This window comes from Enterobacter cloacae complex sp. XAL002, from assembly GCF_049236805.1.
GTDB lineage: Bacteria > Pseudomonadota > Gammaproteobacteria > Enterobacterales > Enterobacteriaceae > Enterobacter > Enterobacter intestinihominis.
Genome location: NZ_JBMKJN010000004.1, coordinates 81,813 through 97,071, shown reverse-complemented (window position 1 = coordinate 97,071; position 15,259 = coordinate 81,813). Strand labels below are relative to the sequence as shown.

Annotated in this window: 13 protein-coding genes and 1 pseudogene; 2 read left to right on the top strand and 12 right to left on the bottom strand. The window is 55.1% G+C overall.

Annotation, left to right across the window (positions count from 1 at the left end; translation table 11 throughout):
* Nucleotides 1-40 precede the first annotated feature (40 nt).
* The 7 genes and pseudogenes from dapB to ACOT0L_RS05055 form a co-directional block, all read right to left on the bottom strand.
* Nucleotides 41-862: a 4-hydroxy-tetrahydrodipicolinate reductase gene (gene dapB, locus ACOT0L_RS05085; RefSeq protein ID WP_022647011.1), complete on the bottom strand. Its 822-nt coding sequence runs from the start codon at nt 860-862 to the stop codon at nt 41-43.
* A 205-nt stretch (nt 863-1,067) separates the two neighbouring features.
* Nucleotides 1,068-2,018, bottom strand: a complete 951-nt coding sequence (ispH, locus tag ACOT0L_RS05080) for a 4-hydroxy-3-methylbut-2-enyl diphosphate reductase (protein WP_022647010.1) — start codon at nt 2,016-2,018, stop codon at nt 1,068-1,070.
* A gap of 1 nt (nt 2,019) precedes the next feature.
* Nucleotides 2,020-2,469 carry an FKBP-type peptidyl-prolyl cis-trans isomerase gene (gene fkpB, locus ACOT0L_RS05075; protein WP_022647009.1) on the bottom strand — a complete coding sequence of 150 codons (450 nt, stop codon included), beginning with the start codon at nt 2,467-2,469 and terminating at the stop codon, nt 2,020-2,022.
* 116 nt (nt 2,470-2,585) lie between these two features.
* Nucleotides 2,586-3,086: a signal peptidase II gene (gene lspA, locus ACOT0L_RS05070; protein ID WP_022647008.1), complete on the bottom strand. Its 501-nt coding sequence runs from the start codon at nt 3,084-3,086 to the stop codon at nt 2,586-2,588.
* Entirely contained in the window at nt 3,086-5,902 is a 2,817-nt protein-coding gene (ileS, locus tag ACOT0L_RS05065; protein WP_038415308.1) for an isoleucine--tRNA ligase, read from the bottom strand. Before ileS ends, lspA begins: the two co-directional genes overlap by 1 nt.
* A gap of 45 nt (nt 5,903-5,947) precedes the next feature.
* On the bottom strand, nt 5,948-6,874 hold the full coding sequence (ribF, locus tag ACOT0L_RS05060; protein WP_126502829.1) for a bifunctional riboflavin kinase/FAD synthetase: 927 nt from the start codon (nt 6,872-6,874) through the stop codon (nt 5,948-5,950).
* A 7-nt stretch (nt 6,875-6,881) separates the two neighbouring features.
* Nucleotides 6,882-7,099 (bottom strand): annotated as a pseudogene (locus tag ACOT0L_RS05055) (DUF2575 domain-containing protein).
* Nucleotides 7,100-7,200: 101 nt separating this feature from the next.
* Here ACOT0L_RS05055 and rpsT point away from each other — a divergent pair.
* Nucleotides 7,201-7,464 carry a 30S ribosomal protein S20 gene (gene rpsT / locus ACOT0L_RS05050; protein WP_126502830.1) on the top strand — a complete coding sequence of 88 codons (264 nt, stop codon included), beginning with the start codon at nt 7,201-7,203 and terminating at the stop codon, nt 7,462-7,464.
* A 58-nt stretch (nt 7,465-7,522) separates the two neighbouring features.
* On the opposite strand, the gene nhaR is transcribed toward rpsT, so the two are convergent.
* The 4 genes from nhaR to dnaK all read right to left on the bottom strand — a co-directional run bounded on the left by nhaR (nt 7,523) and on the right by dnaK (nt 12,976).
* Nucleotides 7,523-8,422, bottom strand: a complete 900-nt coding sequence (gene nhaR / locus ACOT0L_RS05045; protein WP_003856462.1) for a transcriptional activator NhaR — start codon at nt 8,420-8,422, stop codon at nt 7,523-7,525.
* A gap of 58 nt (nt 8,423-8,480) precedes the next feature.
* Nucleotides 8,481-9,656, bottom strand: coding sequence for a Na+/H+ antiporter NhaA (nhaA, locus tag ACOT0L_RS05040; protein ID WP_032625424.1), 1,176 nt, complete (start codon nt 9,654-9,656; stop codon nt 8,481-8,483).
* A 173-nt stretch (nt 9,657-9,829) separates the two neighbouring features.
* Entirely contained in the window at nt 9,830-10,975 is a 1,146-nt protein-coding gene (gene dnaJ, locus ACOT0L_RS05035) for a molecular chaperone DnaJ (RefSeq protein WP_008502040.1), read from the bottom strand.
* An 87-nt stretch (nt 10,976-11,062) separates the two neighbouring features.
* Complete coding sequence (gene dnaK, locus ACOT0L_RS05030; RefSeq protein WP_126502831.1) at nt 11,063-12,976, bottom strand: molecular chaperone DnaK; 1,914 nt, start codon at nt 12,974-12,976, stop codon at nt 11,063-11,065.
* 296 nt (nt 12,977-13,272) lie between these two features.
* On the opposite strand from dnaK, the gene satP reads away from it, so the two are divergent.
* Nucleotides 13,273-13,839 carry an acetate uptake transporter gene (satP, locus tag ACOT0L_RS05025; RefSeq protein ID WP_022647004.1) on the top strand — a complete coding sequence of 189 codons (567 nt, stop codon included), beginning with the start codon at nt 13,273-13,275 and terminating at the stop codon, nt 13,837-13,839.
* On the opposite strand, the gene ACOT0L_RS05020 is transcribed toward satP, so the two are convergent.
* Nucleotides 13,816-15,138, bottom strand: coding sequence for an MFS transporter (locus ACOT0L_RS05020; protein ID WP_048966496.1), 1,323 nt, complete (start codon nt 15,136-15,138; stop codon nt 13,816-13,818). The two genes, satP and ACOT0L_RS05020, sit on opposite strands and share 24 nt — an antisense overlap.
* Between the last annotated feature and the right edge of the window lie 121 nt (nt 15,139-15,259).

Sequence of the window (15,259 nt, the reverse complement as noted above, 5' to 3'; positions counted from 1 at the left end):
GTTACGACTGCAATAACCACATCACGATGGGTAATAACGCTTACAAATTGTTGAGTTCGAGCACATCTCGCATATCAAAAAGACCATTTGGCTTACCTTTTAGCCACAGTGCGGAACGTACCGCCCCGTTTGCAAAGGTCATGCGGCTGGATGCTTTATGTGTGATTTCGACCCTTTCACCAATATCGGCGAACATAGCGGTATGTTCGCCGACGATATCACCCGCGCGAACGGTGGCAAAACCAATGGTGCCAGGCACGCGCTCGCCAGTGTGACCTTCGCGAGAATAGACCGCGATGTCTTTCAAATCTTTATCCATTGCATAAGCAATCGCTTCGCCCATCGCCAGCGCCGTGCCAGATGGGGCATCGACTTTATGGCGGTGGTGCGCTTCAATAATCTCAATGTCGGTATAGTCGCCCATCACCTTCGCTGCCTTTTCCAGCAGTTTCAGCATAACGTTAACGCCTACGCTAAAGTTCGCGGCGAAGACAATTGCAATGTCGGCGGCTGCTTCCTGAATGGCCTGTTTACCGGCATCATCGAAACCGGTGGTGCCAATCACCATCCCTTTACCGTGCTGGCGGCAAAACGCCAGGTGAGTCAAAGTGCCTTCCGGACGGGTAAAGTCGATGAACACGTCAAAGTCTTCTTTCACCGCCTCCAGGTTGCTCTGCACGGTAACGCCTGTCTTGCCCGCGCCTGCCAGCTCGCCCGCATCGGAGCCCAGCAGGGATGAACCTTCACGCTCCAGCGCCGCGCCAAGTGCCACGCCATCCATCTGTAGTGCCGCCTGAATCAGCTGGCGACCCATACGTCCACCCGCGCCCGCAATGGCGACACGGATCTGTGCATCATGCATAGTTATTCTCTTACGTTAAAATGATGTAAACCGTTTTCAGATTAACCAGCCTTCGCTAAGGCTGCCAACTGAAAACACCAATAATTAGAATTTAACGTGAAACCGACTCAGATATCAGTAAAAGACATGATTTTGTCGTCACGATAAGATACGAAGCAAAAAAAAGGCCAGCACAGAAGGTGCTGGCCTTTCATCAGAAAAGAAATTATTCCACTTCGCGGGCGTCGATTCGCAGCTCTTTCGGCACTTCAAAGACAATGTTCTCTTCACGGCCTTCCAGCGGCACCGCTTCGCCACCACCCAGCTCTTGCAGGCGGGCAATGACGTTTTGCACCAGAATATCCGGCGCTGAAGCACCTGCGGTAACACCGACGCAGGCCGCGTTTTTCACCCACGCTTCCTGAATGTCCGTTGCGTCGTCGATCAGAAACGCCGCTTTCCCCATACGCTGCGCCAGTTCGGCCAGACGGTTAGAGTTAGAGGAGTTTTTTGAACCGACCACCAGCACCACGTCCGCCTGTTCAGCCAGCGCGCGCACGGCTTCCTGACGGTTGGTGGTTGCGTAGCAGATATCATCTTTGCGCGGCCCGACGATTTTTGGGAAGCGCTGGCGCAGGGCGTCAATCACGTCTGAGGTGTCGTCCACGGAAAGCGTCGTCTGGGTCATAAACGACAGACGCGCTTCGTTTTTCACATTCAGCGTAAAAACGTCTTCCGGCGACTCAACCAGATACATGCCCCCTTCCGGGTTGCTGTACTGACCCATGGTTCCTTCAACTTCCGGGTGACCGGCATGGCCAATCAGAATCGACTCTTCACCACGACGGCTTGCACGCGCCACTTCCATATGCACCTTGGTCACTAACGGACAGGTGGCATCGAATACGGTCAGATCGCGGCTTTTGGCTTCGTTACGTACGGCCTGGGATACGCCGTGCGCGGAGAAGATGAGGATTGCGCCGTCCGGCACTTCGCTGATCTGCTCGATAAAAATCGCACCGCGCTCGCGCAGGCTGTCGACCACGTAGCGGTTGTGCACCACTTCGTGACGCACGTAAATCGGCGCGCCGTAAATCTCCAGCGCATTTTCAACAATGCTGATAGCGCGGTCTACACCAGCGCAAAAACCGCGCGGGTTAGCCAACAGGATCTGCATTTCAGTCCTCCAGCGCCGGATCGATCTCCAGCACTTCTACATCAAAATGAACGGTACGCCCGGCAAGCGGATGGTTGAAGTCAACGGTGATGGAATCCCCGTTGATTTCGCGGATCACGCCAGGCATTTCGCTGCCGTCCATAGCGGTAAAGAGCATAATCGCCCCGATCTCCGGTTCACCCGCATCCATAAACTCACGGCGCGAGAAGTACTGAATCAGATCCGGGCTTGGCACACCGAATGCCGCATCCGGCTCCAGTGAGAACGCTTTTTTCTCACCCTCTTTCAGCCCGAGAAGCTGTTGTTCGAGGCCTTCAGACAGGGAGGTGTCGCCCAGACGAAACAGCGCCGGTTTGCCATTGTTGCGGGTGGACTCGGCCGTGGAGCCGTCATCCAGCTTCAGCGTGAAATGAACGAGAACCGCGCTGTTGCTCTGTACGGATTTAGACATGCAAATTGCTCGCTTGTTTTGGGTCACCTGTTGCCCGGTGGCGCTACGCTTACCGGGCCTACGGGGGCCACAAATTCTGTAGGCCGGGATCGCTACGCGTCACCCGGCTGGTTTTGTTACGCCTGCTCTTTCGCGGCCGGTTTAGGCAAGAAGCCTTCCAGCACGATTAACGCTGCACCAACGCATATTGCGCTATCGGCGAGGTTAAAGGTCGCAAAGTGCCAGTTGCCGACGTAGAAGTCGATCATATCGACTACAAAGCCGTGCCACAGGCGGTCAAACAGGTTACCCAGTGCGCCACCAATGATCAGCGCGTAGGCGATGTTATTCAGCTTTTGCGTGGCCTTCGAGCGGTACATCAGCACCGCGAGCACGACGCAGATACCCATTGCGATACCTGCGAAGAACCAACGCTGCCAGCCACCGCTGTCGGCAAGGAAACTAAACGCCGCGCCGTAGTTGCGGGCGTAGTGCAGGTTAAGCGACGGGAACAGCGGGACCGTATCCCCCAGAGCGAAATTCTGGAGGATCAGGAACTTGCTGCCCAAATCAATAATCAGCACCACTACCACCAGCCACAGCCAGCGCAGTCCTGTTGAACAGAGAGTTTTACTCATCAGGCAAACTTACGTTTTTCGCCGTCGCCGGCGACGTTGCTTACACAGCGTCCGCAGATGTCTGCGTGTTCCGCCACCTGGCCGACATCGGTAGTGTAATGCCAGCAACGCGGGCATTTTTCACCGTCGGCTTTGCTCAGTGCGACCTTCAGTCCTTTGAGCAGTTCGCTCTGCTGAGCATCAGCAGATGCCTCGGCATAATCCGCAACTTTCGCACCGGAGGTCAACAGGACAAATCGTAATTCATCGCCCAGCGCGGTCAGCTTCGCGGCCAGCTCAGGCTCTGCGTACAGGGTCACCGTCGCTTCCAGAGAGCCACCGACTTTCTTGTCAGCGCGCGCCTGCTCGATAACCTTGTTCACTTCGCCACGCACTTTCAGCAGCTCGTCCCAGTAGGCGTCGTTCATTGCTTCAGTGCTGGAGAGGTCGAACAGACCTTCGTACCACTCGCCGGTGAAGACATACTTCTCACGGTCGCCCGGCAGGTAACCCCAGATTTCATCTGCGGTGAAGGACATGATCGGCGCCATCCAGCGTACCAGCGCCTCTGCGATGTGGAACAGCGCGGTCTGGCAGCTACGACGCGCCACGCTGTCCGCTTTCGCGGTGTACTGGCGGTCTTTGATGATGTCGAGATAGAACGACCCCATCTCAATGGAGCAGAAGCGCATCAGGCGCTGCACCACTTCGTGGAAGTCGTAAGACTCATAGGCTTTCAGAATATCTTCCTGTGCCGCTTTCGCGCAGCCTACCGCCCAGCGATCGAGCACCACCATCTCTTCCGGCTTCACCATGTCTTTTACCGGATCAAACCCGTTCAGGTTCGCCAGCAGGAAGCGCGCGGTGTTACGGATACGACGATAGCTGTCAGCAGCACGTTTCAGGATCTCGTCAGACACCGCCATTTCGCCCGTGTAGTCGGTGGATGCCACCCACAGACGCAGAATATCCGCGCCCAGCTTGTTCATCACGTCCTGCGGAGAAACGGTGTTACCGATGGATTTGGACATCTTACGGCCCTGACCATCCACGGTGAAGCCGTGGGTCAGTACCTGGCGGTAAGGTGCTTTGCCCTTCATGGCGGTGGAGATCATCAGGGATGACATGAACCAGCCGCGGTGTTGGTCGGAGCCTTCCAGATACATGTCGGCAGCGTGACCGGCGAACTCAGGGCGCACGTCAACCACGGAGGAGTGGGTAGACCCGGAGTCGAACCACACGTCCAGGGTATCCGGCACTTTCTCGTAGTTGTCCGCGTCAGCGCCCAGGATGTCACGGGAATCGAGATCCCACCACGCCTGAATGCCGTCAACTTCAACGCGCTTCGCCACCTCTTCCATCAGTTCCAGGGTGTTCGGGTGCAGTTCCTGCGTCTCTTTATGCACGAACAGCGACATCGGCACGCCCCAGGTGCGCTGACGGGAGATACACCAGTCAGGACGGTTAGCCACCATGGATTCGATACGCGCCTGGCCCCAGTCCGGGATCCACTGCACGCCTTTGATCTCTTTCAGAGACTGCTCGCGCAGGCCTTTCTGGTCCATGCTGACGAACCACTGCGGGGTCGCACGGAAGATAATCGGGGTCTTATGGCGCCAGCAGCACGGATAGCTGTGCTGCATTTTCTCAACGTGCAGCAGCGCGCCGCTGGTGCGAAGCATGTCAACGATGATGTCGTTGGCTTTAAAGACGTTGATACCGTCCAGCGCCGGGTAGGTGCCAGGCAGGTAAGAGCCATCCGGACCGACCGGGTTGGCGATTTCCAGACCGTATTTCAGGCTGATGTTGTAGTCGTCAGGACCGTGGCCGCCGGCGGTATGCACCGCACCGGTACCGGCGTCCAGCGTGACGTGGTCGCCCAGGATCGCCGGAACGTCGAAGTCCAGGAACGGGTGTTTGAAGCGCATCAGTTCCAGCGCGTCGCCTTTTACGGTGCCCAGCACGCTGTAATCAGTGATGTTCGCGCGTTTAAGCACGCTTTCAACCAGATCTTTTGCCAGGATAACCGCGCGACCATCAATTTGTACCAGCGCGTACTCAAACTCACCGGACAGGGAAATGGCACGGTTGGCTGGTAACGTCCACGGGGTGGTGGTCCAGATAACCAGCGAGACTGGACCGCTTACGCCTGGCAGGCCAAATTTAGCTTTGATCGCATCCTGATCGACCGCTTCGAACGCCACGTCGATAGAAGGCGAGGTTTTGTCGTAATACTCTACTTCCGCTTCTGCCAGCGCAGAACGGCAGTCCACGCACCAGTGCACCGGCTTAGCGCCTTTATGCAGGTGACCGTTGCCGATGATTTTACCCAGCGCACGGATAATGTTGGCTTCGGTTTTGAAGTCCATGGTCAGGTACGGGTGCGACCAGTCGCCCAGCACGCCCAGACGGATGAAGTCAGCGCGCTGACCGTCTACCTGGGTGGCAGCGTATTCGCGGCATTTCGCGCGGAACTCTGCGGCGGTGAACTTCTCACCTGGCTTACCGTACTCTTGCTCCACTTTCAGCTCGATTGGCAGACCATGGCAGTCCCAGCCCGGAACATAAGGCGAGTCATATCCCGCGAGTCCTTTGGACTTCACGATAATGTCTTTCAGAATCTTGTTTACAGAGTGACCAATATGAATGCTGCCATTCGCATAGGGAGGGCCATCATGCAGAATGAAGGTTTTTTTGCCTTTTTTGGCTGCACGAATGATGCCGTACAGGTCATCATCAGTCCAACGCGCCAGCATTCCCGGTTCGCGCTTGGCGAGATCGCCGCGCATCGGGAACCCTGTTTCCGGCAAATTCAGGGTTGATTTATAGTCACTCATCAGATTCTCGGTTCCGTATTTATCACGTAGGCAGTTAAGCCGGTTCTAAAGCCCAAAAAACTCGCGGGCCGTTAATTCATCTCGCGCGATTTGCGCCTTAAGTTCATCCAGCGAAGCGAATCGCTGTTCATTGCGTATTTTTTTACGCAGTATCACATCTATATGGCGACCGTAGAGGTCCATTACAACGTCCAGCAGGTGTACTTCTAACTGATGACGCACACCGGAAACCGTTGGACGTGTACCAATGTTGGCAACACCGTAGAAAGGCTTCTCACCCAGTCCTGCCACTTCCACCGCATAGACCCCTTTAACCGGGGAGACCTGACGACGCAGCGGTATATTCGCCGTCGGAAAACCTATCGTGCGGCCCAGCGCATCGCCATGGACCACACGACCTGAAATTGTGAACGGATGACCCAGCAGCGTTTCTGCCGTGTCCAGTTCATCGTTCGCCAGCGCCTGACGTACCGCCGTGCTGCTGACGCGCACCCCGCCCTCACAGAAGGTCATCGTACTGGTGACGTCAAACCCGTACTCCAGGCCAGCCTTCTGTAATAACAAGAAATCGCCCTGACGACCAGCGCCAAAGCGGAAATCATCGCCCACGGCGAGAAACTGCACGCCAAGCTGCCTGACCAACAGATCGCTGACAAAGTTTTGTGCGGTCAGCGCGGCAAACCGACGGTCGAAGCGTACGCACAGGACGTAGTCCACGCCGGACTCCGCCAAGTAGCGTAACTTCTCACGCAGACGCGTCAGCCGCGCGGGGGATTTCTCGCCGGCAAACAGCTCCAGCGGCTGCGGTTCGAAAATCATCACCACAACGGGCAGGCCACGCGCCTCCCCTTCTTTACGCAATCCCTGCAACAGCGCCTGATGCCCACGATGCACGCCGTCAAAATTACCAATGGTCAGCACGCACCCGTGCGGGGCTTGACTGAGATTATGTATGCCGCGTATCAGCTTCATGACTGGCTCAAAACAGTGAAAATCGCCAAAGTATACCTTGTACGGCGGTTAAGGTTAACCGGCGATTGTTCACGCGAAACAGAAAGCCGTATGATTTCATCAGGCTGACCTTTCACAGCAAAAAAATCTGCCCGAGAACTGCGATTTTTATCCCGAAAGGCTGTATTCACGAAAGACAAGCTGGTAGAATCCTGCGCCATCACTACGTAACGTAGCGTCGCTCATTAACGGCGCTTATTTGCACAAATCCATTGACAAAAGAAGGCAAAGAGGGCATATTCCTCGGCCTTTGAATTGTCCACATAGAACATATTTGGGAGTTGGACTTGGCTAATATCAAATCAGCTAAGAAACGTGCCGTTCAGTCTGAAAAGGCTCGTAAGCACAACGCAAGCCGTCGCTCTATGATGCGTACTTTCATCAAGAAAGTATACGCAGCAATCGAAGCAGGCGACAAAGTTGCAGCGCAGAACGCATTTAACGAAATGCAACCAATCGTGGATCGTCAGGCTGCTAAAGGTCTGATCCACAAAAACAAAGCAGCGCGTCATAAAGCAAACCTGACCGCGCAGATCAACAAACTGGCTTAATCGCTACTTGTTGTTGCTTGTTTGAAAGAACCCGCTTAACGCGGGTTTTTTTATGTCTTCAGATTGCCGGCGGCGTAAACAGCGCCGAGTAGTCGCGGTTGCAGATTCGCTGCACCGCCGGGTGCTGAATCATCCTTTCGGCGAATATGGCGTGATACTCTTCCATCACGTTATCCACCCTGCCAATCTCGGTAATCTTGTCGTCTGAATAGAGATCGTGCGCGTACAGCGTCGGGGCAACGAAGATAGCGTTGTGCGCCTCGCCAAAAGCCTTCATCAAAGCCGCATCGTCGAACTCACCGAGGATCTCCACGTTCAGCCCCTGCGAGTTAAACCAGTTCAGCAGCTTACGTCCGAGCATAGACCGCCTACCCGGCACCAGCAGGCGGCGCTCTTCCAGGCAAGCAGGAAACGGTTTTTCCGGCGGCGGATTAATGCACCAGAAACTGACGCCGCATTCGCCAATTTTCACCGAGAACAAGCCTTCCTGCTGCGTGGAGTCGATTGGGCAATCCGAAATGATCATATCCAGCTTATGCTGGCTCAGCTGTTCCAGCAGCATCTCGTGAGTGGACTCAAAGCAGCGTAAATGAATCTGTTCATCTTCCACCACCGCCGCATCCAGCACACCGCTTACCAGCCGTTTGGACAACGCATCCGCCACGCCCACGTCAAAGAGCAGGTTCGACTCTTTGCGATAGTTAACGATATCCAGCATCTCCTGGCTCAGGGTGAACATCTTGTCCGCATAGCGGAACACCAGTTCGCCCAGCTCGCTCGGCTCAATGCCACGTCCTTTCCGCTTAAAAAGCTTGCCCTGTAAGCGCTCTTCCAGGGCTTTGATTTGCCCGGTAATAGTTTGTGGTGTCAGGTAGAGCGCCTCTGCCGCTCCCACGACCGAGCCCTGCTTGTAGACATGCCAGAAGTAATAGAGATGGTTATAGTTCAAATGAGACATCACGTTTTCACTCCCTGATAGTTTATCGGGAGAAGGCTTCCCTTCTCCCGGTTTCCTGTTATGCCTGGACAGCCTGTCCGGACAACTTCACCTTCAACAAGGTATAACCAATAACCGCGGCCAGTAATGACCCGATAAGAATGCCGAGTTTCGCCCAGACGATAAGCTCAGGCGCGCTGGTGCCAAACGCCAGCGTCGAGATAAAGATCGACATGGTGAATCCAATACCGCACAGCACGCCGATGGCCATAATCTGACTAAAGGTGGTTCCGTTTGGCAATGACGCCAGCTTCAGCTTCAGCGCCAGCCAGCAGAACAGGCTGATACCCAGCGGCTTACCGATAAACAAACCAGCGATGATACCCAGCGGCAGCACAGAGGTGAGTCCGTCCAGGGTAACACCGGCCAGGGAAACACCCGCGTTGGCAAATGCAAACAGCGGCAGGATCATAAAGCCCACCCACGGATGAAGCACATGCTCCAGCTGTCTGGCAGGCGATTTGCCGTCCTGCTCCTTCAGCGGAATAAAGAAGCCAACGATGACGCCCGCCAGCGTGGCATGCACGCCAGACTTCAGCACCGCCGTCCACAGCACCATCCCCACCAGAATATAAATACCCGTGCGTCGGACGTTGAAGACGTTCAGCAACGCCAGCACCGCAATAGCCACGGCCGCCACGCTCAGCGACAGAACCGACAGATCGCTGGTGTAGAACAGCGCGATAATCACGATAGCGCCCAGGTCATCGATAATCGCCAGCGCCATCAGGAAAATTTTCAGTGCTACCGGGACGCGGCTACCGAGCAAGGCTAAGACCCCGAGCGCAAACGCGATATCCGTTGCGGCCGGGATCGCCCAGCCGTCACGCGCAACCGGATCCTGCCACGCAAACGCGAGAAAGAGCAACGCGGGAACGATCATCCCGCCAATCGCCGCGATCACCGGAAACGCCGCGCGCTGTCGGCTGGCAAGAGAACCGATCACCAGCTCACGTTTGACCTCCAGGCCTACCAGCAGGAAGAACACCGCCATCAGCGCATCGTTGATCCACAGCAGCATGTTCTTGTTAATTTCCAGCGCCCCGACCTTCAGCTCGACGGGGGTTTCCAGAAATGCGTGATAGAGATCGCGCGTCATGCCCATATTGGCGAGCAGCATGGCGGCTGCAGCAGCAATAATCAGGATGACGCCGCCGGATGCCTCACTGCTAAAGAAACGGTGTAGTAATTTCACGTTTAAGCTCTCTTTTACAACAATACCTCGGTAAAACCATAATATCAGCGCAAACAGATCGGTAAAAACAGATTAATATTGGTTATAGATTCAGTTTAACCGAGGAATAACGCTATAAAGCAAAAAGCCCGGAATCGCTTCCGGGCTTTAAAGGATAGTAACCAGCTGGCAGGTTAGCGGGTTAAATCGTCGAAGAATTTTTTGACGCCATCGAAGAAGCTTTTGGAGCGCGGGCTGTTTTTCTCACCCGTCGGGCCACCAAAACTCTCCTGAAGCTCTTTCAGCAGCTGTTTCTGCTTGTCGTTCAGGCCGACCGGCGTTTCAACGACCACGCGGCATAACAGGTCACCCTGCGCGCCACCGCGAACGGATTTAACGCCTTTGCCGCGCATGCGGAACAGCTTCCCGGTCTGGGTTTCGCCAGGGATTTTCAGGTTAACGCGACCGTCCAGCGTCGGCACTTCGATTTCGCCGCCCAGCGCCGCCATCGCAAAGTTGATCGGCACTTCACAGTACAGGTTGTTACCTTCACGCTCGAAGATGGCGTGCTGTTTAACCTGAACCTGAACGTACAGATCCCCTGCCGGTGCGCCGTGCTCGCCAGCTTCCCCCTCACCTGCCAGACGGATGCGGTCGCCCGTATCTACGCCTGCCGGGATCTTAACGGACAGCGTTTTGGTTTTCTCCACGCGACCGTGACCGTGGCATTTGGTGCACGGATCTTTAATCAGCGTACCGCGACCATGACAATGCGGACAGGCCTGCTGCACCGCGAAGAAGCCCTGGCGCATCTGCACCTGACCGGAACCGTGACAGGTTGGACAGGTCTGTGGCTGAGTCCCCGCTTTCGCGCCGCTGCCGTGGCAAACGTCACACTCTTCCAGCGTCGGGATACGGATCTCTTTGGTTACGCCACGAACCGCTTCTTCCAGTGTCAGGTCCATGTTATAGCGCAGATCTGCGCCGCGCGCCGCGCGCTGACGACCACGACCGCCGCCGAAGATATCGCCAAATACATCGCCAAAGATGTCGCTGAAATCAGCGCCGCCGCCGAAGCCGCCGCCACCAAATCCACCGCCGCCCATGCCGCCCTGTTCAAAGGCCGCGTGACCATACTGGTCATAAGCCGCACGTTTTTGTGCATCGGTCAGGACTTCGTAGGCTTCTTTAATCTCTTTAAATTTGGCTTCAGCCTCTTTGTCACCCTGATTACGGTCAGGGTGGAATTTCATGGCCAGGCGCTTATATGCCTTTTTGATTTCACGCTCTTCCGCAGTTTTCGGAACGCCTAAAATCTCGTAATAGTCTTGCTTTGCCATTGGTTTTTTTAAGCCCCTTAACATGCGAGCACGGGCGTGGAGAATACTCCTACGCCCGTGCCGATTAATTACCCTGCATCAGGGCGATTATTTTTTATCTTTCACTTCTTCGAACTCAGCGTCGACAACATCGTCGTCTTTCGCGTTGTTCTGGGAAGCATCAGCGCCCGCCTGCTGCTGTGCGTGCTGCTGCTGAGCGATTTCCATCAGCTTCTGAGAAACCTGTGCCAGCTCCTGCATCTTCGCTTCAATGTCCGTTTTGTCTTCGCCTTTCAGAGACGTTTCCAGCGCGCTCAGTGCAGTTTCGATCGCAGTTTTGTCTTCCGCTGGCAGTTTATCGCCCGCTTCTTCAACCTGCTTACGGGTGCTGTGCAGCAGATGGTCACCCTGGTTACGGGTCTGAACCAGCTCTTCGAACTTACGGTCGGATTCCGCGTTAGCTTCGGCATCACGAACCATTTTTTCGATTTCCGCTTCGTTCAGGCCAGAAGATGCCTTGATGGTGATCTTCTGCTCTTTACCGCTGTTTTTGTCTTTCGCAGACACGTGCAGGATACCGTCAGCATCGATGTCGAAGGTGACTTCGATCTGTGGCATGCCGCGTGGTGCCGGGTTAATACCGTCCAGGTTGAACTGACCCAGAGATTTGTTATCCGCCGCACGCTTACGCTCACCCTGAATCACATGGATGGTTACCGCAGACTGGTTGTCTTCAGCGGTAGAGAACACCTGGCTGTGTTTCGTCGGGATAGTAGTGTTTTTGTTGATGAGCGGAGTCATCACGCCACCCATGGTTTCGATACCCAGTGACAGCGGAGTAACGTCCAGCAGCAGTACGTCTTTCACTTCACCCGTCAGAACACCACCCTGAACCGCAGCACCGATAGCAACCGCTTCGTCCGGGTTCACGTCTTTACGTGGCTCTTTACCAAAGAATTCAGCAACTTTCTTCTGAACCATTGGCATACGAGTCTGACCACCTACCAGGATAACGTCCTGAATATCAGACACGGACAGGCCAGCGTCCTGCAATGCAACTTTCAGTGGCTCGATAGAACGGTTCACCAGGTCTTCTACCAGGCTTTCCAGTTTCGCACGGGTCACTTTGATGTTCATGTGTTTTGGACCGGTCGCGTCTGCGGTGATGTACGGCAGGTTCACGTCGGTCTGCTGAGCGGAAGACAGCTCGATCTTCGCTTTCTCAGCGGCTTCTTTCAGGCGCTGCATGGCCAGCGGGTCGTTACGCAGGTCAATGCCCTGATCTTTCTTAAACTCGTCAACGAGGTAGTTGATCAGACGGGTATCGAAGTCTTCACCACCCAGGTGGGTATCACCATTGGTTGCCAGAACTTCGAAGGTTTTTTCGCCGTCAACGTCGTCGATTTCGATAATAGAGATATCGAAGGTACCACCACCCAGGTCGTAAACCGCGATAGTGCGGTTGCCAACTTCTTTATCCAGACCGTAAGCCAGCGCAGCTGCGGTTGGTTCGTTGATGATACGTTTTACTTCCAGACCTGCGATACGGCCAGCATCTTTGGTTGCCTGACGCTGAGCATCGTTGAAGTAAGCAGGTACGGTGATAACAGCTTCAGTTACCGGTTCACCCAGGTAATCTTCCGCGGTTTTCTTCATTTTCTTCAGCACTTCAGCAGAGATCTGCGGAGGTGCAGTTTTGGTGCCTTTCACATCAAGCCATGCATCGCCGTTATCGGCTGCGATGATTTTGTAAGGCATGATGGAAACGTCACGCTGAACTTCTTCGTCCTGGAAGCGGCGGCCAATCAGGCGTTTGATCGCAAACAGGGTGTTTTGCGGGTTTGTCACTGCCTGACGTTTAGCCGGCTGACCAACCAGAGTTTCACCATCCTGGGTATAAGCAATGATAGAAGGCGTGGTGCGATCGCCCTCGGCGTTCTCCAGCACACGTGCAGTAGTGCCATCCATAATCGCTACACAAGAGTTGGTAGTACCCAGGTCGATACCAATAATTTTACCCATCTAAACGTCTCCACTAAAAATTCAGTCAACATGTGGTTGTGTACCTGTAATAAGGGCAGAACGTGCTTTTTCAACTGCCCAGATTTGATTTTTTTCAGGTCCACACACTGCGGTTGCTTACAAGATGGGGTCACAACGGCATCCATCAAGGGGGAAGGATAAAAAATTTTTTAATTTCACCCCGATGAGATCATAGACGGCGCCGATGCCGCCCATTATGATGCCGCGCCCCGTCAGGGAGAACTGGCGCGGGTTTAACCATTTCACCATATTAATGATGATTTTTTTGAGGACTTATGGGCAACACTAAGTTGGCTAATCCGGCTCCGCTGGGCCTGATGGGTTTTGGCATGACCACCATTCTGCTGAACCTGCACAACATCGGGATGTTCCCGATGGACGGCGTAATCCTGGCGATGGGCATTTTTTACGGCGGTATCGCGCAAATTTTCGCGGGCCTGCTGGAATATAAGAAAGGCAATACCTTCGGCTTAACCGCCTTTACCTCTTACGGTTCGTTCTGGCTGACGCTGGTCGCCATTCTGCTGATGCCTAAAATGGGCCTGGCAGATGCTTCAAACGCCCATTTCCTGGGCGTGTACCTGGGACTGTGGGGCGTGTTCACCCTGTTCATGTTCTTCGGCACCCTGAAGGCGAACCGCGCGCTGCAATTCGTCTTCCTGAGCCTGACCGTGCTGTTCGCTCTGCTTGCCGCGGGTCACCTGGCGGATAACGAAGGCATCGTTCACGTTGCCGGCTGGGTCGGTCTGGTGTGCGGCGCAAGCGCTATCTACCTGGCAATGGGTGAAGTGCTGAACGAGCAGTTCGGCCGCACCGTATTACCGATTGGTGAAAAACACTGATCCCTCTGTCGTGCCCGCGTCGCGGGCACGACATCCCTCTGACTGGCGAAGCCACATCCCCAATACCAGCCCCATTAGCGATAACGCCAGCACGTACCATGCAGGTGCAAGGGGTGACAGCCCCATCAACACCGTGACCACAATCGGGGTCAGCCCACCGAAAATGGCATACGAGACGTTATAAGAGAAAGAGATGCCGGTGAAGCGTACCTCCGGCGGGAAGGCGCGGACCATTACGTACGGTACGGCGCCAACGACGCCCACGCACAGCCCGACGATGCCGTACAGCAGGAACAACTGTTCAGGATGGCTGCCCGCAAGATGGTAGAATGCCCAGCTCGACGCGGCCAGCAGCAGGCTGCCGACAATAAAGGTCACGCTGGCACCGAAACGATCCGCCGCCAGTCCCGCGGCCAGACAGCCAAAGCAGAGCATAATTGTCGCGATACTGTTCGCCTGTAACGTCACCGCAGGCGCAAAACCGTACTGTTTTTGCAGCCAGACCGGCGACATCAAAATGACCACCACGATACCCGCAGACAGCAGCCAGGTCAGAAGCATCGACACGACTACCGCTTTTTTATGCCGCACTACTACGGTTTTTACCGGCAATTCTTGCGCCAGCGCCTTCCGCTGCTGCATTTCCAGAAATACTGGCGTCTCCTGCAACCAGCGTCGCAGGTACATTGCCACTAGCCCAAACGCCCCGCCCAGCAGGAACGGGATACGCCAGCCCCAGTCGTGAACGGCCTGTTGCGTCATGCTGGTATTGATGATGGTTGCAACCACGGAGCCAAGCAGGATCCCAATCGTCAGCCCTGCGGTCAGCGTTCCGCACGCAATGCCGATGCGGCGCACCGGGACGTGCTCAGCGACAAACACCCACGCGCCCGGCACTTCCCCGCCGATGGCCGCGCCCTGGAGAATACGCATCAGTAGCAGCAATAACGGGGCGATAATGCCCATCGAGTCATAGGTAGGCAAAAGGCCAATCGCCAGCGTCGGCACGGCCATCAGCAGGATGCTGAGGGTAAACATCTTCTTGCGCCCAACCAGATCGCCAAAGTGCGCCATAACAATGCCGCCCAGCGGACGCGCCAGATACCCGGCAGCGAAAATGCCGAAGGTTTGCACCTGACGCAGCCATTCAGGAATATCCGCCGGGAAAAACAGCGCCCCCACGACGGCGGCGAAGAAGACAAAGATGATGAAGTCGTAAAACTCCAGCGCGCCGCCCAGAGCAGCGAGCGTGAGGGTTTTGTAGTCCTGTCGATTCAGAGGTCGGGTGTTATGTGACATAGCGAACCATTGTGCATGTGTTGTGGATTATTTTTTACAGCAATCGTAAAGAAAAAATTACTATATCGTAAATCCATTTACACGCTACTGCGGCTGGCGCTAATGTCACATTTAAAGCATT

Coding starts and splice junctions, on each gene's coding strand:
- dapB (WP_022647011.1), bottom strand. CDS start 862: ATGCATGATGCACAGATCCGTGTCGCCATTGCGGGCGCGGGTGGACGT.
- ispH (WP_022647010.1), bottom strand. CDS start 2,018: ATGCAGATCCTGTTGGCTAACCCGCGCGGTTTTTGCGCTGGTGTAGAC.
- fkpB (WP_022647009.1), bottom strand. CDS start 2,469: ATGTCTAAATCCGTACAGAGCAACAGCGCGGTTCTCGTTCATTTCACG.
- lspA (WP_022647008.1), bottom strand. CDS start 3,086: ATGAGTAAAACTCTCTGTTCAACAGGACTGCGCTGGCTGTGGCTGGTG.
- ileS (WP_038415308.1), bottom strand. CDS start 5,902: ATGAGTGACTATAAATCAACCCTGAATTTGCCGGAAACAGGGTTCCCG.
- ribF (WP_126502829.1), bottom strand. CDS start 6,874: ATGAAGCTGATACGCGGCATACATAATCTCAGTCAAGCCCCGCACGGG.
- nhaR (WP_003856462.1), bottom strand. CDS start 8,422: ATGTCTCATTTGAACTATAACCATCTCTATTACTTCTGGCATGTCTAC.
- dnaJ (WP_008502040.1), bottom strand. CDS start 10,975: ATGGCAAAGCAAGACTATTACGAGATTTTAGGCGTTCCGAAAACTGCG.
- dnaK (WP_126502831.1), bottom strand. CDS start 12,976: ATGGGTAAAATTATTGGTATCGACCTGGGTACTACCAACTCTTGTGTA.
- satP (WP_022647004.1), top strand. CDS start 13,273: ATGGGCAACACTAAGTTGGCTAATCCGGCTCCGCTGGGCCTGATGGGT.
- ACOT0L_RS05020 (WP_048966496.1), bottom strand. CDS start 15,138: ATGTCACATAACACCCGACCTCTGAATCGACAGGACTACAAAACCCTC.